Source organism: Streptomyces pacificus, assembly GCF_011766325.1.
GTDB classification, from domain to species: Bacteria; Actinomycetota; Actinomycetes; order Streptomycetales; family Streptomycetaceae; genus Streptomyces; species Streptomyces pacificus.
Genome location: NZ_BLLG01000017.1, coordinates 36,734 through 62,822 on the forward strand (window position 1 = coordinate 36,734; position 26,089 = coordinate 62,822).

General features: G+C 73.3%; 20 protein-coding genes and 1 riboswitch. Of the genes, 13 read left to right on the forward strand and 7 right to left on the reverse strand.

Annotated elements, in window-relative coordinates; genetic code table 11:
* Positions 1-54 precede the first annotated feature (54 nt).
* Positions 55-1,206: a CobW family GTP-binding protein gene (locus SCWH03_RS22475; RefSeq protein WP_173266113.1), complete on the forward strand. Its 1,152-nt coding sequence runs from the start codon at positions 55-57 to the stop codon at positions 1,204-1,206.
* A 253-nt stretch (positions 1,207-1,459) separates the two neighbouring features.
* Here the strand turns inward: SCWH03_RS22475 and SCWH03_RS22480 are convergent, their stop codons facing one another.
* A complete protein-coding gene (locus SCWH03_RS22480; RefSeq protein WP_173266114.1) occupies positions 1,460-3,907 on the reverse strand; it encodes a DNA gyrase/topoisomerase IV subunit A in 2,448 nt (815 codons plus the stop codon).
* A 193-nt stretch (positions 3,908-4,100) separates the two neighbouring features.
* Here SCWH03_RS22480 and SCWH03_RS22485 point away from each other — a divergent pair, with 193 nt between their 5' ends.
* From SCWH03_RS22485 to SCWH03_RS22500, 4 genes are all read left to right on the forward strand, one after another.
* The gene (locus tag SCWH03_RS22485; RefSeq protein ID WP_173266172.1) at positions 4,101-5,513 is read left to right on the forward strand and encodes a M16 family metallopeptidase; all 1,413 of its coding nucleotides are present in this window, start codon (positions 4,101-4,103) and stop codon (positions 5,511-5,513) included.
* Positions 5,510-6,913 carry a M16 family metallopeptidase gene (locus SCWH03_RS22490; protein ID WP_173266115.1) on the forward strand — a complete coding sequence of 468 codons (1,404 nt, stop codon included), beginning with the start codon at positions 5,510-5,512 and terminating at the stop codon, positions 6,911-6,913. The genes SCWH03_RS22485 and SCWH03_RS22490 overlap by 4 nt, the downstream gene beginning before the upstream one ends.
* Positions 6,914-7,135: 222 nt before the next feature.
* Positions 7,136-7,299: riboswitch (cyclic di-AMP (ydaO/yuaA leader) on the forward strand.
* 13 nt (positions 7,300-7,312) lie between these two features.
* A complete protein-coding gene (locus SCWH03_RS22495) occupies positions 7,313-8,086 on the forward strand; it encodes a M23 family metallopeptidase (protein WP_173266116.1) in 774 nt (257 codons plus the stop codon).
* A 212-nt stretch (positions 8,087-8,298) separates the two neighbouring features.
* Positions 8,299-8,976, forward strand: coding sequence for a GntR family transcriptional regulator (locus SCWH03_RS22500; RefSeq protein WP_173266117.1), 678 nt, complete (start codon positions 8,299-8,301; stop codon positions 8,974-8,976).
* Between the two features lie 147 nt (positions 8,977-9,123).
* Here the strand turns inward: SCWH03_RS22500 and SCWH03_RS22505 are convergent, their stop codons facing one another.
* A complete protein-coding gene (locus SCWH03_RS22505; protein WP_173266118.1) occupies positions 9,124-9,405 on the reverse strand; it encodes an HPr family phosphocarrier protein in 282 nt (93 codons plus the stop codon).
* Positions 9,406-9,702: 297 nt separating this feature from the next.
* Here SCWH03_RS22505 and SCWH03_RS22510 point away from each other — a divergent pair, with 297 nt between their 5' ends.
* The 3 genes from SCWH03_RS22510 to SCWH03_RS22520 all read left to right on the forward strand — a co-directional run bounded on the left by SCWH03_RS22510 (position 9,703) and on the right by SCWH03_RS22520 (position 14,797).
* The gene (locus tag SCWH03_RS22510; protein WP_173266119.1) at positions 9,703-12,942 is read left to right on the forward strand and encodes a bifunctional acetate--CoA ligase family protein/GNAT family N-acetyltransferase; all 3,240 of its coding nucleotides are present in this window, start codon (positions 9,703-9,705) and stop codon (positions 12,940-12,942) included.
* Positions 12,943-13,022: 80 nt separating this feature from the next.
* Positions 13,023-13,607, forward strand: coding sequence for a DUF5998 family protein (locus tag SCWH03_RS22515; RefSeq protein ID WP_173266120.1), 585 nt, complete (start codon positions 13,023-13,025; stop codon positions 13,605-13,607).
* Positions 13,607-14,797 carry an alkaline phosphatase family protein gene (locus SCWH03_RS22520; protein WP_173266121.1) on the forward strand — a complete coding sequence of 397 codons (1,191 nt, stop codon included), beginning with the start codon at positions 13,607-13,609 and terminating at the stop codon, positions 14,795-14,797. The genes SCWH03_RS22515 and SCWH03_RS22520 overlap by 1 nt, the downstream gene beginning before the upstream one ends.
* 138 nt (positions 14,798-14,935) lie before the next feature.
* Here the strand turns inward: SCWH03_RS22520 and SCWH03_RS22525 are convergent, their stop codons facing one another.
* Positions 14,936-15,715: a VOC family protein gene (locus SCWH03_RS22525; protein ID WP_173266122.1), complete on the reverse strand. Its 780-nt coding sequence runs from the start codon at positions 15,713-15,715 to the stop codon at positions 14,936-14,938.
* Between the two features lie 429 nt (positions 15,716-16,144).
* On the opposite strand from SCWH03_RS22525, the gene SCWH03_RS22530 reads away from it, so the two are divergent.
* A complete protein-coding gene (locus SCWH03_RS22530) occupies positions 16,145-16,999 on the forward strand; it encodes a sulfurtransferase (RefSeq protein ID WP_173266123.1) in 855 nt (284 codons plus the stop codon).
* A 405-nt stretch (positions 17,000-17,404) separates the two neighbouring features.
* Here the strand turns inward: SCWH03_RS22530 and sepH are convergent, their stop codons facing one another.
* A complete protein-coding gene (sepH, locus tag SCWH03_RS22535) occupies positions 17,405-18,475 on the reverse strand; it encodes a septation protein SepH (protein WP_173266124.1) in 1,071 nt (356 codons plus the stop codon).
* 435 nt (positions 18,476-18,910) lie between these two features.
* Between sepH and SCWH03_RS22540 the strand changes: the two genes are divergently transcribed.
* Entirely contained in the window at positions 18,911-19,858 is a 948-nt protein-coding gene (locus SCWH03_RS22540) for a hypothetical protein (protein WP_173266125.1), read from the forward strand.
* A gap of 48 nt (positions 19,859-19,906) precedes the next feature.
* On the opposite strand, the gene SCWH03_RS22545 is transcribed toward SCWH03_RS22540, so the two are convergent.
* Together SCWH03_RS22545 and SCWH03_RS22550 are read right to left on the reverse strand one after the other, a co-directional pair.
* Entirely contained in the window at positions 19,907-21,238 is a 1,332-nt protein-coding gene (locus SCWH03_RS22545; RefSeq protein ID WP_173266126.1) for a D-arabinono-1,4-lactone oxidase, read from the reverse strand.
* Positions 21,195-22,439: an MFS transporter gene (locus SCWH03_RS22550; RefSeq protein ID WP_173266127.1), complete on the reverse strand. Its 1,245-nt coding sequence runs from the start codon at positions 22,437-22,439 to the stop codon at positions 21,195-21,197. Before SCWH03_RS22550 ends, SCWH03_RS22545 begins: the two co-directional genes overlap by 44 nt.
* A gap of 106 nt (positions 22,440-22,545) precedes the next feature.
* Here SCWH03_RS22550 and SCWH03_RS22555 point away from each other — a divergent pair, with 106 nt between their 5' ends.
* On the forward strand, positions 22,546-23,688 hold the full coding sequence (locus tag SCWH03_RS22555) for a ferrochelatase (protein ID WP_173266128.1): 1,143 nt from the start codon (positions 22,546-22,548) through the stop codon (positions 23,686-23,688).
* A gap of 249 nt (positions 23,689-23,937) precedes the next feature.
* Positions 23,938-24,774 carry an inositol monophosphatase family protein gene (locus SCWH03_RS22560; RefSeq protein ID WP_173266173.1) on the forward strand — a complete coding sequence of 279 codons (837 nt, stop codon included), beginning with the start codon at positions 23,938-23,940 and terminating at the stop codon, positions 24,772-24,774.
* 105 nt (positions 24,775-24,879) lie between these two features.
* On the opposite strand, the gene SCWH03_RS22565 is transcribed toward SCWH03_RS22560, so the two are convergent.
* Positions 24,880-25,053, reverse strand: a complete 174-nt coding sequence (locus tag SCWH03_RS22565; RefSeq protein WP_173266129.1) for a hypothetical protein — start codon at positions 25,051-25,053, stop codon at positions 24,880-24,882.
* Between the two features lie 381 nt (positions 25,054-25,434).
* Between SCWH03_RS22565 and SCWH03_RS22570 the strand changes: the two genes are divergently transcribed.
* The gene (locus SCWH03_RS22570) at positions 25,435-26,088 is read left to right on the forward strand and encodes a response regulator transcription factor (RefSeq protein WP_173266130.1); all 654 of its coding nucleotides are present in this window, start codon (positions 25,435-25,437) and stop codon (positions 26,086-26,088) included.
* The last annotated feature ends 1 nt before the right edge of the window (position 26,089 follow it).

Below are 26,089 nucleotides of genomic sequence, written 5' to 3' on the forward strand. Positions count from 1 at the left end.
CGGCCCTGCCCATATCCTGGGGGCCGAAGCGCGAGCAGCCCAGGAGGTCCCGCCGTGAGCAGTCCGCAGATCCCCGTCATCGTCCTCGCGGGCTTTCTGGGATCGGGCAAGACCACCCTGCTCAACCATCTGCTGAAAGCCGGCCGCGGGACTCGGATCGGCGCGATCGTGAACGACTTCGGGGCGATCGAGATCGATGCCATGACCGTGGCCGGGCAGCTCGGCGATTCCACGGTGTCCCTGGGTAACGGCTGCCTCTGCTGTGCCGTCGACTCCAGCGAACTGGACGTCTTCCTGGACAAGCTCACCCGGCCATCCGCCCGCCTCGATGTGATCGTCATCGAGGCGAGCGGTCTCGCCGAACCCCAGGAGCTGGTCCGGATGGTTCTCGCCAGCGAGAACCGGCGGATCGTGTACGGCGGCCTGGTCGAGGTCGTCGACGCCGCCGAGTTCGAGGCGACCCGGCAGCGGCACCCCGAGATCGAACGGCATCTGGGCATCGCCGATCTGGTCGTGGTCAACAAGACGGACCGGATCGGCGCCGAGACGCGGCAGCGCCTGGTGGAGCGGATCACCCGGCTCGCCGACGGGGCCGCGGTGATCGAGGCGAGGTACGGGCGTGTCGACCCGGAGCTGCTCTTCGACTGCCGCCCTCCCGGGGAGCGGGTGGGCCAGCTCTCCTTCGACGACCTCCACGACCACGGCCACGACCACGGCCACGGCCACGGCCACGAGAGCGACCACGAGAGCGACCACGGCGAGGACTGCGGTGGCCGCCACCACGACCATCTGCACGCGGCCTACGAGACCGTGTCCTTCGAGGCCGCCGAGCCGCTGCACCCGCGCAGGCTGCTGGACTTCCTCGACGCGCGGCCCGAAGGGCTGTACCGGATCAAGGGGTTCGTGGACTTCGGCGAAGCCGATCCGGTCAACCGCTACGAGGTCCACGCGGTCGGCCGCTTTCTCCGGTTCCACCCGGAGCCCTGGCCCGACGGCGGCACCGGGAAGCGCACCCGGCTCGTGCTCATCGGTTCGGGCACCGACATCGGGGCGCTGCTCGCCCGGCTCGGCGCGGCCAGGGTCACCGGCCCCGGCGACCGCCCGGAGGAGCACAGCATGTGGGGCGTGCTGCGCTATGTGCCCGAGCGGCCGGAAGCCTGCGGGGAAGTGGCGTGCGACGCCGCCGGAGACGTTGCCCGGGGCTGACCCCGGCCCGACCGCCACCCCGCCCCGCTCCCGGCGGGCCCTCCGCCCGAAGGACGCCCCGGCACGGCCTTCGCCGCCCGATCCGCATCCCAGCGGACCGCCTCCCCCGGCCTCCCGGGGCCTCCCTCCGTGGGCCACCGCGAGGAGGCGGCGCGGCGGGGAGGGCCCGGCTGCATGCGCAGAGGCGGCGGCCCCTCACCGGCAGCGGCCCGTCGAGCGACCGGGTAGGTGCTGGGCCCCGGCGTGTCGAGCGCTATGACACCGGACCCGCCAGGGCCGCGACCGGCTTGGCCAGGGGCGTGCCCGAGCCGTCCCGGCGCGGGTCGGTCTCGGGAAGCTCGGCCGGGGAGCCGTTCTTCTGGGCCGCGCGCGCCGCGCTCACCCCCGCCCAGGCGAAGACCAGCCGGTCCTCGCCCTTCAGGAACCGCTGGCAGCGGACGCCGCCGGTGGCCCGGCCCTTGCGCGGGTACTGGTCGAACGGTGTCAGTTTCGCCGTCGTCACCGAGTCGTCCAGTGTCCCGGCCGCCCCCGCGACGGTGAAGACCACGGCGTCCGCGGCCGGGTCGACCGCGGTGAACGAGACCACTTCGGCCCCCTCGGTGAGCTTGACACCTGCCATGCCGCCCGCCGGCCTGCCCTGCGGCCGCACCTGCGCGGCCTGGAAGCGCAGCAGTTGCGCGTCGGAGGTGATGAAGACCAGGTCCTCCTCGCCCGTGCGCAGTTCGCTGCCGCCGACGATTCGGTCGCCCTCTCTGAGCGCGATGACCTCGAGTTCGTCCTTGTTGGCCGGGTAGTCCGCTACCACCCGCTTGACCACGCCCTGGAGCGTGCCCAGCGCAAGCCCTGCCGAGGACTCCGCCAGACTCGTCAGGCAGACGACCGTCTCGTCCGCCTCCAGCGACAGGAACTCCGAGATCTGCGCGCCGCCCGAGAGGTTCGGCGCCTGCGCCGACTCGGGGAGCTGCGGGAGGTCGATCACCGACAGCCGGAGCAGCCGGCCCGCCGAGGTCACCACGCCCACCTCGCCGCGGGCGGTGGCCGCCACCGAGGAAAGGACCACATCGTGCTTGGCGCGCTTGCCCGCGCGGGGCGGCGGCTCGGCGGTGACCGTGCGGGCGAGCAGCCCCGTGGAGGACAGCAGTACCCGGCATGGATCGTCCGCGACCTGCAGCGCGGAGGCCGGGACCGGGGTACCGGTGGACTCCAGCAGAACGGTGCGCCGGGGGGTCCCGAACTTCTTGGCGACCGAGGCCAGTTCGGCCGAGACGAGCTTGCGCAGCTCGCTGTCCGACTCCAGGATCCCGGTCAGTGCGGCGATCTCGTCCGTGAGCCTGTCGCGTTCGGCCTCCAGCTCGATCCGGTCGAACCTGGTGAGCCGGCGCAGGGGGGTGTCCAGGATGTACTGCGTCTGGACGTCGCTGAGGGAGAAGCGCTCCATCAGCCGCTCCTTGGCCTGCGCCGCGTTCTCGCTGGCACGGATCAGCCGGATGACCTCGTCGATGTCGACCAGCGCGACCAGCAGGCCCTCGACCAGGTGGAGCCGGTCCTTCCGCTTCCCGCGGCGGAACTCGCTGCGGCGGCGCACCACGTCGAAGCGGTGGTCGAGATAGACCTCGAGCAACTCCTTGAGCCCCAGCGTCAGCGGCTGCCCGTCGACCAGCGCCACGTTGTTGATGCCGAAGGACTCCTCCATCGGCGTCAGCTTGTACAGCTGCTCCAGGACCGCCTCGGGGATGAAACCGTTCTTGACCTCGATGACCAGGCGCAGCCCGTGCTCCCGGTCCGTGAGGTCCTTGACGTCGGCGATGCCCTGCAGCTTCTTCTGGCCGACCAGGTCCTTGATCTTGGAGATCACCTTTTCCGGGCCGACGCTGAACGGCAGTTCGGTGACGACGAGGCCCTTGCGGCGCGCCGTCACCGGCTCCACCGACACCGTGGCGCGGATCTTGAACGTGCCGCGGCCGGTCTCGTACGCGTCCTTGATCCCGGACAGGCCGACGATGCGCCCGCCGGTGGGCAGGTCGGGGCCCGGCACATGGCGCATCAGCGTCTCCAGGTCCGCGCCCGGGTACCTGATCAGATGGCGGGCGGCGGCGATCACCTCGCCGAGGTTGTGCGGCGGCATGTTGGTCGCCATGCCGACCGCGATCCCCGACGCGCCGTTCACCAGCAGGTTCGGGTACGCCGCCGGCAGGGCCAGCGGTTCCCGCTCCTGACCGTCGTAGTTGGGTGCGAAGTCGACCGTGTCCTCGTCGATGGACTCGGTCATCAGGCTGGTCGCGTCGGCCATCCGGCACTCGGTGTAACGCATCGCCGCCGGAGGGTCGTCGTTGCCCAGGGAGCCGAAGTTCCCGTGGCCGTCGACCAGCGGCAGCCGCATCGAGAAGGGCTGGGCCATGCGCACCAGCGCGTCGTAGATCGACGCGTCGCCGTGCGGGTGGAGCTTTCCCATCACCTCGCCGACGACCCGGGCGCACTTCACATAGCCCCGGTCGGGACGCAGCCCCATCTCGTTCATCTGGTACACGATCCGGCGGTGCACCGGCTTCATGCCGTCCCGGGCGTCGGGCAGGGCGCGGGAGTAGATCACCGAGTACGCGTACTCGAGAAAGGAGCCCTGCATCTCGTCGACGACGTCGATGTCGAGGATCCTCTCCTCGAAGTCGTCGGGCGGCGGCGTCTTCGTGCTGCGGCGGGCCATCGCTGCTGCGGCTCCTTCACCAACATGAACCATGAACGGGATCTGACGCCGACCATTGTGGACCGTCGCGCCGACAACGCGGACCGCGACCCGGGACGAGGGGGTGGAAGCCCCGGGAACTTCGCCGGTTACCTGCGTGGTGTGCATACAGTGGCAGGACATCCTGCAACGCGATCGAAGGGACCACATGCCCATGGGTCACACGGCCACAGCCCGGGCCGGCTCCGGAGGCCTGACAGCGACCGAGCACCGCCTTGCCAACGGCCTGCGCGTGGTGCTCTCCGAGGACCACCTCACCCCGGTCGCCGCGGTCTGCCTCTGGTACGACGTCGGCTCCCGCCACGAGGTCGAGGGCCGCACCGGCCTGGCCCACCTGTTCGAGCACCTCATGTTCCAGGGCTCCGCCCAGGTGCCCGGCAACGGCCACTTCGAGCTGGTGCAGGGGGCGGGCGGCTCGCTCAACGGCACCACCAGCTTCGAGCGCACCAACTACTTCGAGACCATGCCCGCCCACCAGCTGGAGCTCGCGCTCTGGCTGGAGGCCGACCGCATGGGCTCCCTGCTGGCCGCCCTCGACGACGAGTCCATGGAGAACCAGCGGGACGTCGTGAAAAACGAGCGCCGCCAGCGCTACGACAACGTGCCGTACGGCACCGCCTTCGAGAAGCTGACCGCGCTGACCTACCCCGAGGGCCACCCCTACCACCATACCCCGATCGGCTCGATGGCCGACCTGGACGCGGCGACGCTCGAGGACGCCCGGAACTTCTTCCGCACCTACTACGCGCCCAACAACGCCGTGCTGTCCGTCGTCGGCGACATCGACCCGGAGCAGACGCTCGCCTGGATCGAGAAGTACTTCGGGTCCATCCCGATGCACGACGGCAAGCAGCCGCCGCGCGACGGCTCGCTCCCGGAGATCATCGGCGGGCAGCTGCGCGAGGTGCTGGAGGAGGAGGTTCCGGCCCGGGCCCTGATGGCCGCGTACCGCCTCCCGCACGACGGCACCCGCGCCGCCGACGCCGCCGACCTGGCGCTGACCGTCCTCGGCGGTGGCGAGTCCTCCCGGCTGTACAACCGGCTGGTCCGGCGCGACCGCACGGCCGTCGCCGCCGGCTTCGGCCTGCTCCGCCTCGCCGGCGCCCCTTCGCTGGGCTGGCTGGACGTGAAGACCTCCGGGGGCGTCGAGGTCCCCGAGGTCGAGGCCGCGGTCGACGAGGAGCTGGCCCGTTTCGCCGCCGAGGGCCCCACACCGGAGGAACTGGAGCGCGCCCAGGCCCAGCTCGAGCGGGAGTGGCTGGACCGCCTCGGCACCGTGGCCGGCCGGGCCGACGAACTGTGCCGGTACACCGTGCTCTTCGGCGACCCCCAGCTGGCGCTGACCGCGGTCCAACGGGTGCTCGACGTCACGGCCGAGGAGGTGCGGGCCGTCGCCGCGGCGCGGCTGCGCCCGGACAACCGGGCGGTGCTGGTGTACGAGCCGGCCGCGCCCGCAGACGACTCCGGCGAATCCGGTGACTCCGGGGACCCCGACCACGCCGGGGGCAACGCCGGTGGCGCCGCGCACACCGGGGACAACGACGACGCAGAGGGGACGGACCAGTGACCGACGCTGCCGTGACCATGGACCTCCATCCGCAGCCGCGGCCCGGCGAGGCCAGGCCCTGGGCGTTTCCCGCCCCCGAGCGCGGCACACTGGGCAACGGCCTGACCGTGCTGCGCTGCAACCGGCCGGGTCAGCGGGTCGTGGCCGTGGAGATCTTCCTCGACGCGCCGCTGGACGCCGAGCCCGAGGGCCTCGACGGCGTCGCCACGATCATGGCCCGGGCGCTGTCCGAGGGCACCGACAAGCACTCGGCAGAGGAGTTCGCGGCCGAACTGGAGCGCTGCGGCGCCACGTTCGACTCGCACGCCGACCATCCGGGGGTCCGGCTCTCCCTGGAGGTACCCGTCTCCCGGCTGCCCAAGGCCCTCGGCCTGCTCGCCGAGGCGCTGCGCGCACCGCTGTTCGCCGACGGCGAGGTCGAGCGGCTCGTCCGCAACCGGCTCGACGAGATCCCGCACGAGACGGCGAACCCGGGCCGCCGGGCGGCCAAGGAGCTCTCCCGGCAGCTCTTCCCGGCGTCCTCCCGGATGTCCCGTCCGCGGCAGGGCACGGAGGAGACCGTCGAGCGCATCGACTCGTCGGCGGTCCGGGCCTTCTACGAGGCGCACGTCCGGCCCGCCGCAGCCACGGCCGTGGTCGTCGGCGACCTGGAAGGCGTGGATCTGGACGCCGTACTCGCCGAGACCCTCGGCGCCTGGACGGGCGACTCGGCCGAGAGCCGCCCGATGCCGCCGATCACCGCCGACGACACGGGCCGTGTCGTCATCGTGGACCGCCCGGGTGCCGTGCAGACCCAGCTGCTGATCGGCCGGATCGGCCCCGACCGCCATGACCGGGTCTGGCCCGCCCAGGTCCTGGGCACCTACTGCCTCGGTGGCACGCTCACCTCCCGCCTGGACCGGGTCCTGCGGGAGGAGAAGGGCTACACCTACGGTGTGCGGGCGTTCGGGCAGGTGCTGCGCTCCGACGCCCCGGCGGCCCCGGGTGGGGCCGCCGGGGCGTCGATGCTCGCCATCAGCGGTTCGGTCGACACCCCGAACACCGGCCCCGCGCTCGCGGACCTGTTCACTGTGCTGCGCACCCTCGCCGCCGAGGGCCTGACGGACGAGGAGCGCGATGTCGCGGTGCAGAACCTCGTCGGTGTGGCACCGCTGAAGTACGAGACGGCCGTCTCCGTGGCCGGCACGCTGGCCGACCAGGTCGAGCAGGGCCTCCCGGACGACTACCAGGCCCGGTTGTACGCCCGGCTGGCCGGAACCGGCACGGTGGAGGCGACGGCCGCGGTGGTCAGCGCCTTCCCCGTGGACCGGCTCGTGACGGTCCTCGTCGGGGATGCGTCCGTGGTCGAGGAGCCCGTGAGGGCCCTGGGGATCGGCGAAGTGACCGTTGTCACCGGCTGATTGACCGCCCGGGTTTTCGGACGGGGGAGGGGGCCCCGGTGTCGCGCCGGGGGACCCTCTCCCGTCCGAAAACCCCCTTCCCGTGTCCGGTTCGGTGAGAAGGGTCCGGGTCTGCCCTGTGGCGTGCACTACACATTTCCGCGTCTGTTTGGCGATTGAACGAAGATCGGCTTAGCGTCTTCTGCGCTGTCCGCCGTCAGCACTCGCCGCACCCGCGGCATCGGGCAGCCATCGCCGAGTCCCCGTCCGGCGCGAGCCTGGGGAGCCGGGGACCCCTATGTCCCCCGGGGTGAATCGGGTGCCTTCGCGTCCGCGCGGAGGGGCCCGTAGGAGACCTTCCTGCTCCGAACCCGTCAGCTAACCCGGTAGGCGAGAAGGAAGGAAAGGATCAGCCACTTCATGGCGTTCACCCGTGCCACCGGGAAGCACCGCGGTCCGAGCCGCCTGTCGCGCAAGAGCGCGGGCGTCGCCTCCGCCGCGGCCGTCGCCACCACCGGCGTCATCGGCACCCTCGCCTCCCCGGCCCTCGCCGCCGAGGCAGCGGGGCCCGCCCCCGTCGAGGACACCGGACTGACGCAGGTCGTCGCCGCCGACTCGCTCGTCGAGCAGATCGGCGCCCAGGCGGACGCCCAGCAGCAGGAAGCCACTCTGGCCGCCGCGCAGGAGAAGGCCGAGGCCGAGGCAAAGCACAAGGCCGAACTGCGGGTGAAGGCCGCTCGTGACGCCGCAGAGCGCGCTGCCCGTGAGGCCGAGCGCAAGCGCCTGGCGACCTACACGCTCCCGGTCGCCGGTTCCTCTGTGAGCACCGCCTACCGCGCCGGAAGCGCACTGTGGTCCTCCGGCAGCCACACCGGCGTCGACTTCCACGCGGCCTCCGGAAGCAAGGTCGTCGCCGTCGGCATGGGCACCGTCGTGGAGGCCGGCTGGGCCGGCGCCTACGGCAACAACGTGGTGATCCGCATGCACGACGGCACCTACACCCAGTACGGGCATCTGTCCTCGATCAGCGTCTCGGCCGGCCAGCAGGTCGCCCCGGGCCAGCAGATCGGCCTCGCCGGATCGACCGGGAACTCGACCGGGCCCCACCTCCACTTCGAGGCCCGCACCGGGCAGGACTACGGCTCGGACATCGACCCGATCGCCTACCTCCGCTCGCACGGCGTCCGCGTCTGACCGTCTGACCGTCTGACGCGCGCACCGCTCCCTCGTACCCTCGTTCTCCCGCGGCCCAGGCTCCTCTCCGAGCCGGAGTGTGTTCAGGCCAAAAGATATCCATGGATGACGAGGGGTCTTCGGAAATTCAGGCGACCTGCCATAGAGTCACCGAAACACCGGAACAGGCGTCGCTCCACGGGGTTTCGCGGCGATTAAAGCGGAGGTTCGGTATGCGCGTTCCCGCACGCTCGGTATGCACGGCGATCCGCGGCGATATCGTCTCCGGTCTGTTCGAGCGCGGCAGCCGGCTGACCGAGGGGCAACTGGCGCGCCGGTACGGCGTCTCGCGCGTCCCGGTCCGGGAGGCGCTGCGCACGCTGCAGTCGGAGGGGTTCGTCGTCACCCGCCGCCATGTCGGCGCGTGCGTGGCCGAGCCCACCGAGCAGGAGGCCGCGGATCTGCTGGAGATCCGGATGCTGCTGGAGCCCCTCGGCGCGGCACGGGCCGCTCAGCGGCGGACCGAGGCGCACCTCAAGGTGCTGCGCGGACTGGTCCGGCTCGGCCGTGACCGGGCGCGGCGCGGCCAGGGCGAGGATCTGCGCCCGCTCGGCGCCTGGTTCCACGAGACCCTGGCCCAGGCGTGCGGGAGCCCGGGGCTGACCGCGCTGCTGACCCAGCTCCGGCACAAGATCGCGTGGATGTACGCGGTCGAACAGCCCGCCCGACCCCTCGAGGCCTGGGCCGAGTACGGCGCGATCGTGGACGCGGTGGCCCGTGGGGACGCGGAGCGCGCCCGCAGGCTCACCGCCCTGCACGCCGAGCGCACGACGGACGCGCACCGGCTTCGGATCCCGGCGGCCGTGAGGACCTCGCAACACTCCGTAAACACGGCGGGCGTCCGTATTTAACACGCGCGGCGTATACAAAGAAGGAAAGGGAATCCCGGGCCGTTTCCTGCTGCCGGAAATGCTCTCTGCGGCGGGGGTCCGGAAAGTGTGCCGGATGTTTTCTCGGGAATGGGGGCGCCGCGGCCCGCGCTTATGGGCTATCCGTGCTCAGACGGTCTCGGGAAGCTCCTCGAGGCCCTCGGCGACCAGTTTCGCCAGACGCTCCAGTGCCGCCTCCGCGCCCTCCGCGTCCGACGCGAGCACGATCTCCTCACCGCCCCGGGCGCCGAGGCCGAGGACCGCGAGCATCGAGGCGGCGCTGACCGGGGTGCCGCCCGCCTTGGCGATGGTCACCGGAACGCCGGAAGCCGTGGCGGCGCGGACGAAGAGGGACGCGGGGCGGGCGTGCAGGCCGTCGGCCCAGCCGACGTGGACGCGGCGCTCAGCCATGGTGGGGCCCTTCGGGTCTCGGCGGGGAGTTTCCGGCTGGTCGGTCGGGTGGTCAGTCGGGGAGTTCCCGGCTGGTCGGTCGGGTGGTCGGTCGGGGAGTTTCCGGCTGGTCGGTCGGGTGGTCGGTCGGGAAGTTCGCCGGCACGTCGGTCGGGAGTCCCGGGGCTGCCCGGCCGGGGTCTCGCCGGGGTGCGGAATGCCGCCGGCCCCTGCCGGTGCGGGGCCCGGATCGGCCATCCCAGCCTGCCCCCGCACTCCGGGGAACGCGACCCGGGCAGGGCCCCGTACCCTTGCCCCATGCAGACCCCGTCGGATCACGTGTACCCCGACCACTGGGAAGCCGACGTGGTGCTGCGCGACGGTGGCACCGCGCACATCAGACCCATCACCACCGAGGACGCCGAGCGGCTCGTCAGCTTCTACGAGCAGGTGTCGGACGAGTCCAAGTACTACCGGTTCTTCGCGCCCCACCCACGGCTTTCCGCCAAGGACGTGCGCCGGTTCACGCACCACGACTACGTCGACCGGGTGGGCCTCGCGGTGACCGTCGGAGGCGAGTTCATCGCGACCGTCCGCTACGACCGCATCGACGCCCGGGGCCTGCCCGCCTCCGCCCCGGCCGACGAGGCCGAGGTGGCCTTCCTGGTGCAGGACGCCCACCAGGGGCGGGGTGTCGCCTCCACGCTGCTCGAACACATCGCCGCGGTCGCGCGGGAGCGGGGGATCAGGAGGTTCGCGGCGGAGGTGCTGCCCGCCAACAACAAGATGATCAAGGTGTTCACGGACGCCGGCTACACCCAGCGGCGCAGCTTCGAGGACGGCTCCGTCCACCTCACCCTCGATCTCGAGCCGACCGCCCGATCCCTCGCCGTCCAGCGTGCCAGGGAACAGCGGGCCGAGGCCCGTTCCGTCCAGCGGCTGCTGGTCCCCCGCTCGGTGGCGGTGGTCGGCGCGGGGCGGGTACCCGGTGGGGTGGGGCGAGCGGTGCTGCGCAACCTCCTCGACGCCGGCTACCCGGGCCGGACCTATGCGGTGAACCGCTCCCTCGTCCTCGACATGGACGAGATCGACGGGGTGCCCGCCTACCGCTCGGTGGGGGAGGCCGTCGCATCGACCGGGGAGCCGGTCGACCTCGCCGTCGTCGCCGTCCCCGCGGAACGCGTCCCCGAAGTCGTCGAGGACTGCGGCGAGCACGGCGTGCAGGGACTCGTGGTGATCACCGCGGGGTACGCCGAGAGCGGCCCGGAGGGCCTGGAGCGCCAGCGCAGGCTCGTGCGCCAGGCACGTGCGCACGGGATGCGGATCATCGGCCCGAACGCGTTCGGGATCATCAACACCGCGGCCGGGGCGCGGCTCAACGCCTCGCTGGCACCGGAGTCCCCCGCACCCGGCCGCACCGCGCTGTTCACCCAGTCCGGCGCCATCGGCATAGCGCTGCTCAGCGGACTGCACCGCCGGGGCGCGGGGCTGTCCTCGTTCATCTCCGCGGGCAACCGGGCGGACGTGTCGGGCAACGACTTCCTCCAGTACTGCTACGACGACCCGGACACCGACGTCGTCCTGCTCTACCTGGAATCGATCGGCAACCCGAGGAAGTTCACCCGGCTCGCACGGCGCACGGCGGCGGTCAAACCGGTCGTCGTGGTGAGGAGCGCACGGCACAGCGGCAGTGCTCCGCCGGGACACGCGGTGCCGACCACGCGGGTGCCGTACGCGACGGTCTCGGAGCTGCTGAGGCAGGCCGGCGTGATCCGCGTCGACACCGTCACCGAACTCGTCGACGTCGGGGTGCTGCTGGCCAGCCAGCCGCTCCCCGCGGGGCCGCGGGTGGCGATCCTGGGCAACTCGGAGTCCCTCGGCCTGCTGACGTACGACGCGTGTCTGACAGAGGGGCTGCGCCCGCTGCCCCCGCGCGATCTGACGACGGCCGCCAGGCCGGACGACTTCCGCGAGGCACTCGCCCGGGCGCTGCGGGACGACGCGTGCGACGCGGTCGTCGTCAACGCGATCCCGTGGGTGGGGGAGGACGGCGCCACCGAGTCCGGCGACGGCGAGGTCCTCGCCGCCGCCCTCCTCGCCGCGACCGCCGCCGGGCCGGCGAAGCCCGTGCTCGTCGTGCACGTCGAACTCGGCGGGCTCGCCGACGCCCTCGCGGTGGCCAGCAGTTCGGCCCCGGCCTCCCCGCACCGCGGCCGGGGAGCCCCGGCGGGCCCCGCCCCGGCGCCCACGGGCGCCCCCCCGGAACCGGGTGCGGGCACCGCGGGCGCCGCGACGGCACCGGAGGTCGGGCCTCCACCGGCCGGTTCCCGGGCGGCCGTCCAGACCGCGGCGTCCGGCCCTCGCCCTCCTGGCGCGGCCGGGGCCGCCGGTGGCTGCGCGTCCGGTCCCGCCTCGGCCGCCGGGAGCGGGGCCCCGGCCGGTTCCGCGTCCGGTCCCGGGGCACCCTCCCGGGCCGGTTCCGCGGCCGGCTCCCCGGCTGCCGGACCCGGCGTGCGCGGTGCCACCGCGGTGCCCGCCACCGCGCCGCCTCCGCCCGGCGCAGTGGCGCTCGCGAACGGACCCGCCGGCCGGGACGCGCCCGTGGCGTCCCGCGCAGGAGCCGGCCGCATCCCCGCGTATCCCGCTGCCGAACGCGCCGTGCGCGCCCTGGCCGAGGCGGTGCGGTACGGGCAGTGGCGCGGGGACGCGGCGGAGCCGGGCAGGGTGCCGGAGTACGACGACATCGACGAGCGCGGTGCCGCCGAGATCATCGCGGGTCTGCTCGCCCCTGCCGCCCCCGCCGTCCCCGCCGCCCCTGCCGTCCCTGCCGTCCCCGCCGTCCCTGCCGTCCCCGCCGCCCCCGGCGCGCACGGCGTCGGCCTGTCCGACGACGAGGCACGGCGGCTGCTCGAGCGCTACGGCATCGCCGTCCTTCCCGTGCTCCCCGCCCCCGACGCGGACACCGCGGCCCGGGCCGCCGCCCGGCTGGGCTACCCGGTCGCCCTCAAGACCACCGCCCCCCATCTGCGCCACCGCCCCGGCCTCGGCGGCGTGCGGCTGGACCTGGCCGACGAGCGGAGGGTGCGCCAGGCGTACGCGGAGATGACACGGGACCTCGGAAAGCCCGAGGAGCTCCGGCCGGTCGTGCAGTCGATGGTGCCGAGAGGAGTGGACACCGTGGTGCGGGCCGCGATCGATCCCGCCGTGGGCGCCGTGCTGTCCTTCGGGCTCGCGGGCCCCGCCACGGATCTGCTCGGCGACACGGCCCACCGCCTCGTCCCCGCCACCGACCGGGACGCCGCCGGCCTCATCCGGTCCGTCAGGACCGCCCCCCTCCTCTTCGGCTGGCGCGGTTCCGCGCCCGTCGACACCGCTGCGCTGGAGGAGTTGCTGCTGCGCGTCTCCCGCCTGGTCGACGACCATCCGGAAGTCGTCGCCGTCGGACTCGAACCGGTCGTGGTCGCCCAGCACGGCCTCTCCGTGCTCGGGGCCTCGGTACGGCTCGCCCCGGCGCCGGTCCGCACCGACCTGGGACCCAGGACCCTCCCGAGCTACTGAACCCGGTCCTGCGGCGGGCAGCCGGGGCGGGAGGCCGGTGAGCGCACTGCCTGGTCCCCGGGCCCCGTAGGATGGAGCCCATGGCGAAGACCGGTACGACGACCCAGGGGCTGCGCACGGCGATCGAGCGCAGCGGCTACTACCCGGCTCTCGTGGCCGAAGCGGTGGAGGCGGCGGTGGGCGGCGAGCCGATCTCGTCGTACCTCGTGCACCAGGAGACGACCTTCGACTCCAACGAGGTGCGCCGCCATGTCACCGTCCTCGTGCTGACCGGCACCCGGTTCATCGTCAGCCACACCGACGAGCAGGCGGCCGACAGCAGCTCGCCGACGCCGTACGCGACGACCTCCACCGAGTCGGTGAAGCTCCCGAGGATCTCGTCCGTCGTGGTGAGCCGCGTCGTCGGGAACCCGGAGTCGTACACCCCGGGCACCGTGCCGCGCGAGGTGGTCCTCACCATCGGCTGGGGCGCGGTGTCCCGGATCGACCTGGAGCCCGCCGCCTGCGGCGACACCAACTGCGAGGCCGACCACGGCTACACCGGCAGTTCCACGGCCGACGACCTCAGCCTCCGGGTGAGCGAGGCCGGTGACGGTCCGGAGGCGGTACGCCAGACGCTCGCCTTCGCCCAGGCACTGTCCGAGGCCACGGCCGCCACCCGCTGATGGCCCTTCCCGACTGGCCCGAGGACGTCGTTCCGCTCGGCCTCGACACGGCACCCGTCCCCGCGTACGGCACCGGCTCCCTCGCCGATCTGCTGCCGACGCTCGCCGCCGGGCAGGGCGTGCCGGGCCTGCACCGCGGCATCCCGGAGCTGACGCCCGCGGACCGGAACTGCGTCTTCCTGATCGACGGCCTCGGCTGGGAGCAGCTGAGGGCACACCCCGAAGAGGCGCCGTACCTCAGCTCGCTCCTCGCCGGCTCGCTGGGCGGCACCGGCCGGCCGCTGACCGCAGGATTCCCCGCCACGACGGCCACGTCGCTGGCCTCCTTCGGCACCGGGCTGCCGCCCGGGGCACACGGCCTGCCCGGCTACACCGTGCGCGACCCGGAGACCGGGGAGTTGATGAACCAGCTTCGCTGGAAGCCGTGGACCTCGCCGCGCGTCTGGCAGCCGTACCCGACGGTCTTCCAGCTCGCCGACGAGTCGGGGGTGCACACCGCCCAGGTGTCGTCCCCCGTGTTCCAGGACACCCCGCTCACCACGATCGCGCTGAGCGGCGGTACGTTCCACGGCCGGCTCACCGGGGAGGAGCGCATGGACTGCGCCGCGGAGCAGCTCGCCGCGGGGGACCGGTCGCTGGTCTACACCTACTACAGCGAACTGGACGGCAAGGGCCACCGCTTCGGCATGGACTCCGACGCCTGGCGCGGCCAGCTGATGTACGTCGACCGGCTCGTCCAGCGTCTCGCCGAGCAACTGCCGCCGCGCGCCGCGCTCTACGTCACCGCCGATCACGGCATGATCGACATCCCGTTCGACGAGGAGTCGCGGATCGACTTCGACGAGGACTGGGAGCTGCGCGCGGGCGTCGCCCTGCTCGGCGGCGAGGGCCGGGCCCGGCATGTCTACGCCGTTCCCGGTGCCGAGGCCGATGTGCTCGCCGTCTGGCGCGAGGTGCTCGGCGACCGGTTCTGGATCGCGAGCCGGGACGAGGCCGTCGCGGCGGGCTGGTTCGGCCCGCGGATCGACGAGCGGGTGTACCGGCGCATCGGGGACGTCGTCGCGGCGGCCCACGACGACGTCGTGATCACCGCCTCGGTCAACGAGCCCAACGAGTCGGCCATGGTCGGCATGCACGGGTCGATGACCCCCGTGGAGCAGCTCGTCCCGCTGCTCGAAGTACGCTCCTGACGTCCGCCTCGCCCCGCGAGGGCGACCCGGCTCAACGCCGTACGGCCCACGGGCCCCGGATGGCACGTGCCCGAACCCGCGACCGAGCCGGAGGCGCCGGGGAAGGCGACGGACAGTGCGGCGCCGAAGCCCTCTCCGTCAGCCCTCCGGTGCCGTCCGCACCACGGTGAAGACCGCCCCCTCGGGGTCTGCCACCGTCGCCCTCCGACCGCCGGCCCCCTCGCACGGTTCGCGTACCACACGGCCGCCGAGGGCCACCACCGCGGCCGCTGTCCCGTCGGGATCCGCCACCTCGAAGTACGTCATCCAGTGCGGGCCCCGGTCGCGCGGCAGTGCCTGGCCGGCCCCGTGGATCGAGGCCACCGGGCGGCCCTCCCCGTACAGCGTCAGGCAGTCGGAGCCGGCCGCGACCGCGGGCTTGACGTCGTAACCGAAGACCGACTGGTAGAACGTGGCGACCGCCGAAGTCTCCCTGGTCATCAGCTCGTTCCAGACGGGGGTGCCGTGGGTGCCGAAGAGGGCGGTCCCGGTGTGGCCGGCCGCCTGCCAGACGCCGAACACGGCGCCCTCCGGGTCGGCGGCCACGACAAGCCGGCCCGCGTCCGCCGTGCCGAGCGGCCCGACGCCGATCGTGCCGCCGCACATCCTTATCCGCTCGGCGGTCCCGTCGACGTCGTCCGAGGCCAGATACGGCGTCCACGCGATCGGCAGACGGCGGTCCGGGGGGAGCCGCCCGATGCCCGCCACCTCCTTGCCGTCGAGCCGTGCGCGGACGTACGGGCCGAGAGACCGCGGACCGGGGAAGAAGTCCCAGCCGAACAGCTCCCGGTAGAACTCCTGCGCCGAATCGAGTCCGTGCACCATGAGGCTCACCCAGCAGGGTGTGCCGGGTCTGCGCCGAGTCGCCTCGGTCGTCATCGTCGCCCTCTCCTCGGACCATCGCCGTCGTGGCCGTGCCGCGAGACCGCCCGCCACCGCGCGGGAACGGCCCCCATCCGTGCCGATGCTCGCACCACCGGGAACGCCGCGCGCCGCGCGCCACGGCCGCGCCGCCGTCCGCCCGGTGGATGCCCACAGGGGAGGGTGCCCGCTCCGGCGCCCCGCACCCCTGGAACACCCCCCCCGGCGTCCCTCGCCCCCCAGTACCCCCAGTACCCCCAATACCCCATCCCCCATGCGGAATCCCCGTCCCCCGCCGCCCGTCCCCCCGTCCCCCCGTCCATTCCTGTCCCGCGTCCCGCGGATCAGCCCTGGCGTGCCCTTGGGTGCGTATCCGCGACGCATCACCGGTGCGGCCACCGTCGTCGCTGCCGCCGGTCCGCCGTGCGACTGCGCGAAGATGGCCTCATGAACCCCCTCATCACCGCTACCGAGCTCCACCGCGAGTCGGCCGGCCCCCGGCCCCCGGTGCTGCTCGACGTCCGCTGGCAGCTCACCCCGGCAGGGCCGGCCGGCGCCGCGCCGTTCGACGGCCGGGCCGCCTACGCCGCGGGGCACATCCCCGGCGCCGTGTACATCGACCTCGACTCCGAACTGGCGGGACCGCCCGGCCGGGGCGGCCGGCATCCGCTGCCGGACATGGACGTGTTCGGCGTGGCGATGCGCCGTGCGGGAGTGTCGGACGGTGCCCCGGTCGTGGTGTACGACGGCGGCCAGGGCTGGGCCGCGGCGCGGGCGTGGTGGCTGCTGCGGTGGGCGGGGCATCCGGACGTCCGGGTCCTGGACGGGGGTCTCGCGGCATGGAACGGGCCGTTGAGTACGGACGTCCCGCCCACGGCGCCGGGAGACTTCACGCCCGTGCCGGGGAGCCTGCCGCTGCTCGACGCGGACGGGGCCGCGGCCCTCGCCCGGTCAGGGCTCCTGCTGGACGCCCGGGCCGCCGAGCGCTACCGGGGCGACGTCGAGCCGATCGACCCCGTCGGCGGGCACATCCCCGGCGCGGTCTCGGCTCCGACCACGGAGAACGTATCGGAGGGCGCCACCACCTTCCTGTCCCGCGGGGAACTGGCCGCCCGATTCAAGCGGCTGGGCGCCGAGGACGCTCGCGAGGTCGGTGTCTACTGCGGTTCCGGGGTCTCCGGCGCCCACGAGGTCCTGGCCCTGGCGATCGCCGGAATCCCGGCGGCGCTCTACGCCGGTTCCTGGTCGCAGTGGTCCTCCGACCCCACCCGGCCGGTGGCGACGGGCTCCGACCCGCAGTAGCGGGAGGGACGGGCCCGCACCGGCGCCACACGGGGCCGGCCGCTTCCGGGGCCCGCCGGTCGCGGCGAGGGCCCCATCGCCGGGCGGGGTGGCCCGCCGACCGAGGGCGCCGGGCTCTTCGGGCGCCGTCCGGCCGCTGGTGCCGCGTCAGGCAGGGTCCGCCCGTCAGGGAGCGGAGTCCGATGCGGTGCAGCGCAAGGCCCCGGATCGGACTCGTCGGGGGCCCGCTCGGTTGGTTCGGCTGGTTCGGTCGGTTTGGTTGATGCGGCTGATGCGGCGACACCGCTTGCCGCCGTGCCGCGCCGGGCGCCGCGAACGCTGCCGGCGCGGCACCGGAGAGCGGGGGAGGGCTCATACGGAAACCGCCGACCCGTGGAAGCCCTCCACTGTGCGGGCCCGATGGGTCTATTCCTGCTTCTTCCTGCGGGTACCGAACACGATCTCGTCCCAGCTCGGCACCGCCGCCCGGCGGCCCGGGCGGACGCCGTCGGCCTCGGCCTGCCGGTCCGTGGTGCCGGTGAGGCGGTCGCGGTGCCCGGTGACCGAGCGCGGCATCAGGACGTCCGTGTAGGCCGCCCCCGCGCCGGCGGAGGCCGCGGGGGCGGGGGGCTCCTCGGCCTCCGCCTCCTGGACGGCTTCGGTGCCGGGTCCGTCAGCCGCGGACCGCTCCGGCACGACCAGGTCGCCCCGGAAGCTCGGCACCGCCTCCAGCAGGCTGGTCAGCGAGTCCCGCTCGGTCTCTTCGGTCTCGAGTGCCGCTGCCGGGAGCTGTGCGGCACGGTCCGGGGCGCGGTCGAGCGGCCGGTCCCGGGGGAGCCGGGCGATTCTGGGTACGAACGGGGAGCTCGGCTCGTGGCTGACGCCGATCGTGTCGTCGGTCTCCCCGATCAGTGCCCGGGCCTCGTCGTCGGCGGCCTGGACGAGCCGGCGGGGCGGGTCGTACGTCCAGGTCGCCGAGTGCGGCTCGCCCGCCATCCGGTACACCAGGAGCACTTCCCAGGTGCCGTCGTCCCTGCGCCAGGAGTCCCACTGGGCGGTGTCCTTCTCCGCGCCCCGCAGCAGCAGCCGTTCCTGGACGGCCTCACCGAGCTGCGGTCCTGCGTTCTCCCCGGGGCGCCGGACGGGTGTCTTGCGGGCACGCTCCGCCATGAACGCGCGCTCCGCGAGGACGGGCCCCTCGAACCGGCGCACCCGTTCCACGGGGATGCCGGCGAGCTGGGCGACCTCCTCCGCGGAGGCGCCCGCTCGTATGCGCGCCTGGATGTCGCGGGGGCGGAGGTGGCTCTCGACCTCGATCTCGATCTGGCCGAGGCGCGCGCGGTCGTTGCGGACGGCGGCGCGCAGCCGTTCGTCGATCGGAAGCGTGTACTCCGTGCTGTCCGCAGCCTTCAGCACCAGTCGTGTGCCGTCGTTCGAGACGGCCACGACACGCAGTTCGGGCATGGGGACCTCCCGGGTGGTGCCTGCCGACGTCACGTGCGTCGCTGCTTCCGCTAGTCGAGTGTGGCCTGCCCGGGTGCAGCCTGCCACAACCTTGCCGAGTTGCCCGGCGTGTCGGGCGTGGGCCCTGGACCGCCGTTATGGCACGGTTACCTGTTTGCGACGCAGGGTGACGGATGCCGTCACCTCGTATCGCAGGCGACCGTGCGGTGCCACGGCGCCGCCGGTTCGAGTGCCGCTTTCGGCCCCCTTTTCCCGGGGCCGCACACCCGTGAGAGAGACCGGACCCAGGGCTCGTCACAGTACTCCATTCGGGCCATCACGGTGGACCGGCGCGCCGCCGGCTTTGTCGTGGAGACGGCAAGTTCCGTTTCCCTACCCCGAATTCAGGGGTGGCAAGCTTCACAGAATCCACAGAACCGGAACTGTTTGATTCGCCCATATGTTCCTTCCTGGTGCACGGTAAAACCGATGGGTGAGCAGAGGCCGGAGATGCACCAGACGAGGGATGATGCGGCGGAACGGAAGGAACGGCGGCTTGACCTGAGCCTTCCGCAGGTCGCGGGCAGTGCCGTCGCGGCGGTCGCGGCGGCGGTCCTCGCTTCCCGACTCGGCGTCTACGGAACGGTCCTGGGCGCCGGAGTGGTGAGTGTCGTGGCCACCTGCGGAGGCTCGGTCTTCCAGCACCTGTTCCGGCGAACCGGCGAACAGATTCGCGATGTCACCCGGCAACCCCGGCCCGAGGGTGCCCGGCCGCAGGGCGACTCCCCGGGCGCGGGGCCCCCGGTGTACCGGGAGCGGCTCGGGTCCGGGGAATTCGGCGAGGCGACCACCCATGGCACCCGCGTCCGCGGCCGCAGGCGGTCCGCGCTCGCCGCCGTCGTCGTCTTCGTGGTCGCCATGGTCGGCATCACCGGCTACGAGCTCGCCTCGGGCCGGGACCTCAGCGGCGGACCCGGCACCACCGTGGGCACGGTCGTGCGCGGCGGGGGTGGCGGCACCGGCTACGGAGGGTCCCCTTCGCCCTCGGACTCGCCCTCGGGGTCGGCGTCGGACTCTCCGGGCGACGGCGGCGGGGAGCAGGTGCACCCGGACGGAGGACAGGGGAGCGGTTCCGGAACGGACACGGGGCCGTCCGCGTCCAGCGGCCCGTCGGAGGACTCCGGCACGGATTCCGGCACCGACTCCGGTGCGGACTCGGACTCGGGCTCGGACTCGGGCTCGGACTCCGGCACGGATTCCGGCTCGGGAGCGGCTGCGGGAGCGGACGGCGGCGGGGCGGGCAGTCCGGACCCCGAGCCCTCCGGGTCCGCCGCTGCGGAGAACCCTGCGGCATCCGCGCCGGCGTCGTTGCCCGAGGCGGTGCCCGACGCTCCTTCGGGGCAGGACTCGGGGGCGGGTGCCGGCACCGGCCCGTAGCCCTCGCCGGTGGCGGTCCCGCACTCCCCACTCCCGGCCGCGCGGCCCTCAGCCTCCCAGCACCCGGCGCAGGTGGTCGTTGCCGAAGAGCCGGCCGGGGTCGAGCCGGTCGCGCAGCGCCAGGAACTCGCCGAACCGCGGGTAGACGCCGTCGAGGTACTCCGCGTCGCGTGTGTGGATCTTGCCCCAGTGCGGCCGGCCGCCGTACGCGGTCATGATCCGCTCCACCGCGGTGAAGTACGAGCGGTACGGCGTGCGCCTGTACATGTGCACGGCGATGTACGCGCTGTCCCGCCCGGACGCGGTGGACAGCGTGATGTCGTCGGCGGGCGCCGTCCGCACCTCCACCGGGAAGCCGATGCGCAGCGGTGAGCGGTCGACCATGGCCTTCAGTTCGCGCAGTGCCGCGACGGCGGTCTCCCTCGGAAGCGCGTACTCCATCTCCACGAAGCGGACCCGGCGGGGACTTGTGAAGACCTTGTAAGGGATGTCCGTGTAGGTGCGGGCGGACAGCGCGCGGCTGGAGACCCTCGCGATCGCCGGTACCGCGGCCGGAACCGCGCGCCCGACGGAACTGACCACCTGGAACAGCCCGTTGGAGAGCAGCTCGTCCGTGATCCATCCGCTGACCGCCCCGGGTGGGGCGAGGGGGCCGGCGCTGCGGTTGTTGCGCTTGGTGCTGCAGTTGCCCGTGTGGGGGAACCAGTAGAACTCGAAGTGCTCGTTCTCCGCGTGCAGCTCGTCGAACTCCGATGTCACCCGATCGAAGGACATCGGTTCCTCGCGGGCCGACAGGAGGAACAACGGCTCCACGGCGAAGGTGAGGGCGCTGACCACGCCCAGGGCGCCGAGCCCGACCCGGGCGGCGGCGAAGATCTCCCGCTCCCCTTCGGTGCCCTTCGCCGAGACGGTCAGCACCGAACCGTCGGCGGTGACCAGCTCAAGGCCCCGGATCTGCGCCGCGATCGAGGCCGAGTCGCGGCCCGTGCCGTGCGTCCCGGTGCTCACGGCGCCCGCGGCCGTCTGCTCCATGACGTCGCCCATGTTGGCGAGCGACAGATCCTCCCGGGCGAGCGCGGCGTTGAGCCGTTTCAGCGGGGTGCCGGCCCCCACGGTCACCGTCATCGCCGCACGGTCGATCTCCCGGATGCCGGTGAGGAGATCGGGCCGGACCAGCACGCCGTCGGTGGCGGCGATGGCGTTGAACGAGTGGCCGGTGCCGACCGTCTTCACCCGCAGACCGTCCTCCGCGGCGCGGCGCACGGCCTCGGCCAGCTCCCCGGTGGAGGCCGGAGCGACCTCCCGCAGCGGGCGGGCGGCGACCGTGCCGGCCCAGTTACGCCACGCGCGCCCCTTCGTGGTTCCGGATGTGCTCGTCATCCCGCCCCTCCCGCGTCGGCGCCGGCCTGCGCAGCCGGCGGTACCCCAGGAACGCGACCACGACCGCGAGCACTCCCGCCGTCGCGGGCACCGCGTACGCGGCACCGGCCCCGTACTCGTCCACCGCCCATCCCGAGGCCGACAAACCGAGTGAGACGCCGACCGCGAGCCCGGTACCGGTCCAGGTCATGCCCTCGGTCAGCTTGGTGCGCGGTACGTGCGCCTCGACGAGGGCCATGGTCGTCACCATGGTGGGCGCGATGGCCAGTCCCGCGACGAAGAGCGCCACGGCCAGGACCGCCAGATTCCCGGCCAGTTGGAGGGGGATCATACTCACGGCCATCGCGCACACGCCCAGCACCCATCGGCGGGCGGGCTCGCCCTTCAGATGCAGCAGCCCGAAGACCGCTCCGGCCAGGCAGGACCCCAGCGCGTACACCGCAAGGACCAGACTGGCCGCTGCCTTGCTGCCCTGCTCCTCGGCGAAGGCCACCGTGACGACGTCTACGGAGCCGAAGACGGCACCCGTCGCGACGAACGTCACGGCCAGGACGCGCAGACCGGGGGAGCGCAGCGCGGAACCGCCGCTTCCGGACGTGTCCCGGTGCGGTGCGGGCTCGGTCCCGCGCTGCGCGGTGAGCCAGAGGACGCCGACCGCCAGGAAGGCCGTCGCGAGCAGCGGGCCCGCCTCGGGGAACCAGACCGTCGACAGCCCGATGGAGACGATCGGCCCGACGATGAAGCACACCTCGTCGACGATCGACTCGAAGGCGTAGGCGGTGTGCAGTTCGCGCGGGGAGCCGTGGTAGATCGCCGCCCAGCGGGCCCGGGTCATCGCGCCGACCGCCGGAATGCAGCCGGCGCAGGCGGTGAAGGCGAAGAGCGTCCAGTGCGGTGCCCCCTGCCGGACGCTGACGAGCAGTCCCGCCACCGCGGCGGCCGAGATCAGCAGGGCCGGACGCAGCACCCTGCGCTGGCCGTGCCGGTCGACCAGCCGGGACACCTGGGGGCCGAGCACCGCCGCCGAGAGCGCCAGGGTCGCGGAGAGCCAGCCGGCGAGGCTGTAGCGGCCCGTGACGTGGGAGACCATCGCCACGATGCCGACGCCCATCATGGACAGCGGCATCCGCCCGAGGAGGCCCGCGGCGGAGAACGCCAGGGTGCCGGGGGCCGCGAATATCGCGCGGTAGGGACTGGGCAAGACGGCGCTCCGTAAGGAATGTGAGTGGCGGTACAGCTTACTGGTGAGGCAAGCCTTACTCCAGTGCGGTTGTCCCGTTGTCGGAGCCTGGTGGGAGGATCGCCTCATGGCCGAACAGCACGATCCCGCCCTGCGTGACCCCGCACCCTACGACGCCCTGCTGCTGCTCTCCTTCGGCGGCCCCGAGGGGCCGGACGACGTGGTCCCCTTCCTGGAGAATGTGACGCGTGGCCGCGGCATCCCCAGGGAGCGCCTGAGGGAAGTCGGCGGGCACTACTTCCTCTTCGGCGGAGTCAGCCCCATCAACGCCCAGAACCGGGCCCTGCTGGACGCGCTGCGCGAGGACTTCGCGGGCGCCGGAATCGATCTGCCGGTGTACTGGGGCAACCGGAACTGGGCGCCGTATCTGACCGACGCCCTCCGGGAGGTGGTCCTGGACGGGCACCGCCGGGTCGCGGTGCTCGCCACCAGTGCGTACGCCTCGTACTCGGGCTGCCGCCAGTACCGGGAGAACCTCGCGGACGCGCTGTCCGCGCTGGAGGCCGAGGGGCTGCCGCTGCCGCGTGTCGACAAGCTGAGGCACTACTTCAACCACCCCGGCTTCATCGGCCCGATGGTGGAGGGCGTGCTCGCCTCGCTCGCCGACCTGCCCGAGGACGTGCGGGCCGGCGCGCATCTGGCGTTCACCACCCATTCCATCCCGGACGCGGCCGCGGACGGTTCCGGCCCGGTCGCCGAGCACGGCGGAGGCGGTGCGTATGTGCGGCAGCACCTCGACGTGGCGCGGGTGATCGTGGACGCGGTCCGTGAGGAGACCGGCGTCGCCTACCCGTGGCGGCTCGTGTACCAGTCGCGCAGCGGAGCCCCGCACATCCCCTGGCTGGAGCCGGACATCTGCGACCACCTGGAGGATCTGCACGGTGCGGGCGTGCCGGCGGCAGTGATGGTGCCGATCGGTTTCGTCTCGGACCACATGGAGGTCCGCTACGACCTGGACACGGAGGCCACCGGGAAGGCTGCGGAGCTGGGGCTTCCGGTCCGCAGGTCGGCGACCGTCGGCGCGGACCCGCGCTTCGCCGCGGCGATCCGCGACCTGCTGCTGGAGCGTGCGGCCACCGAGAGGGGGCAGTCGGTGCGGCGGTGCGCGCTCGGGGAGCTGGGGCCGTCCCACGACCTGTGCCCGGTCGGATGCTGCCCCGCCAGGTCCGAGCGTCCGGCGGCGGCCGGCGCGGACAGCCCGTTCGCCTGAGCGGCGGGCGGGTGTACACCGCCGCCGACGGCCGGGGACGGCCGCCGCCGGCCGGGGCCCTGTGCGGGCGGCCCGCTGAGCAGGTCCCCGTATGCGGGCGGGTGTACGCCGCGGTCGGCCGCCGCCGCGTGCGGACTCTTCCGCCCGAGGACGCAAGACGGGCGCCTGCCGCGAGCGCGGCACGCGCTCCGGTACACGACACAGCCACCACCCGGGAGCCATTCCGTGACCGACCCCCTGCACGACCCCTTGCCCGCTTCCCCGCATGACGAGCCGAACGGCGAGCTCGACGGCGAGCTCGACGGCGAGCTGCTTTCCCTGGCGCTGGAGGCCGCGCGCAGGGCGGGCGAGCTGCTGCGGGACGGCAGACCCGACGACCTCGCCGTGGCAGCGACCAAGTCCAGCCCGATCGACGTCGTGACCGAGATGGACATCGCGGCGGAGAAGCTGATCACCGGGTTCCTCGCCGATGCCCGGCCGGACGACGGCTTCCTCGGCGAGGAGGGGGCCTCGACCGCGGGCACGAGCGGGGTCCGCTGGATCGTGGACCCGCTCGACGGCACCGTGAACTACCTCTACGGCCTGCCGACGTGGGCCGTGTCCATCGCGGCGGAGCGGGACGGCGAGACCGTCGCCGGGGTCGTCGAGGTGCCGATGCGGGGCGAGACGTACCGGGCCGTGCGCGGAGGCGGCGCCTTCTGCGGCGACCGCCCGCTCCGCTGCCGGCCCGCCCCGCCGCTGGACCAGGCGCTGGTGTCCACCGGTTTCAACTACGTCGAGCAGGTGCGCCGCCATCAGGCGGAAGTGGCCCGGCTGCTGATCCCGCGGCTCCGCGACATCCGGCGCGGCGGCTCCGCGGCGGTGGACCTGTGCGACGTCGCCGCCGGCCGTCTGGACGGCTACTACGAGCGGGGCCTCCACCCCTGGGACCTCGCCGCGGGGGACCTCATCGCCCGCGAAGCGGGTGCTCTCACCGGATCCCGCCCCGGCGAGCCGCCGTCCCGGGACCTGGCCGTGGCGGCGTCGCCGGGAGTCTTCGCGCCCCTCCAGCGGCTGCTCGACGACCTGGGGGCCTGGCACGACTGAGCACCCGCCCGGGCGGCCGCGTACCGCCGGGCTCCGGCGGCCGCACGCGCCCGGACATGCGCGGGGGCCCGGTTCCGCTTGCGGCACCGGGCCCCCGCCGGCCGGTCAGACGCGGACGGCGCCGACCTTCACGCCGTGCTCCGCCGCGAGACGGTGCAGGTCCTCGAGCTCGGCCTGCTCGACCTCCGCCAGGAAGTCGTCGCCGTCCTCGCGGGCCTGCGTGAGGTCGGTCTCCGTGGTCCTGATGCGCTGCAGAAGACCTGCGGTGAATGCGTCCATGGTTGCGCCCCCTCGTCGTGGGTCGGTGGCGGGTGGTGGATCACGCGCACCCTCTGGGGGACAGAGAGACGGGGTGTGGCATGCCACATACACGGCGTGATCGCGGGGTGTGCACTCGTCCTCCCCACGGCCACCCCCGGGGAAACCTCAACTCGATCGCCTATCCCGTGAATTCCCGGCGCACGCCTGGTGCCGCCGGCTCGCTGCCCCGGGTGCCGCACGGGAGCCACCGGGGTCGCCTTCTCCGTCTTACAGCCGGTTTACGCGCGTAAGGGGCAGGATGGAGACGACAGCGAACCGATATTCGACCGTCGCCCCCTCGGGGTCGCCGTCGACCTGCCCGGGGATGGACCGGGCAGTCACAGAGGAAGGACCAGCCCCGTGCGCGTACTCGTCGTCGAGGACGAGCAACTGCTCGCCGATGCGGTGGCCACCGGACTGCGCCGGGAGGCCATGGCGGTCGACGTCGTGTACGACGGCGCCGCCGCACTGGAACGCATCGGGGTCAACGACTACGACGTGGTCGTCCTCGATCGCGATCTGCCCGTCGTGCACGGCGACGACGTCTGCCGCAAGATCGTCGAGCTCGGCATGCCCACCCGCGTCCTGATGCTCACCGCCTCCGGCGACGTCAGCGACCGTGTGGAGGGCCTGGAGCTCGGGGCGGACGACTACCTGCCCAAGCCGTTCGCCTTCACCGAGCTCATCGCGCGCGTGCGGGCGCTGGGCCGGCGCACCACCGTGCCGCTGCCTCCCGTCCTGGAACGAGCCGGGATCAAGCTCGACCCCAACCGCCGCGAGGTCTTCCGCGAGGGCCGGGAGATCCAGCTCGCCCCCAAGGAGTTCGCCGTGCTGGAGGTCCTGATGCGCAGCGAGGGCGCGGTCGTCTCGGCCGAGCAGCTGCTCGAGAAGGCCTGGGACGAGAACACCGACCCGTTCACGAACGTCGTCCGGGTCACCGTCATGACCCTGCGCCGCAAGCTCGGCGAGCCCCCGGTGATCGTCACCGTCCCGGGCTCCGGCTACCGGATCTGAC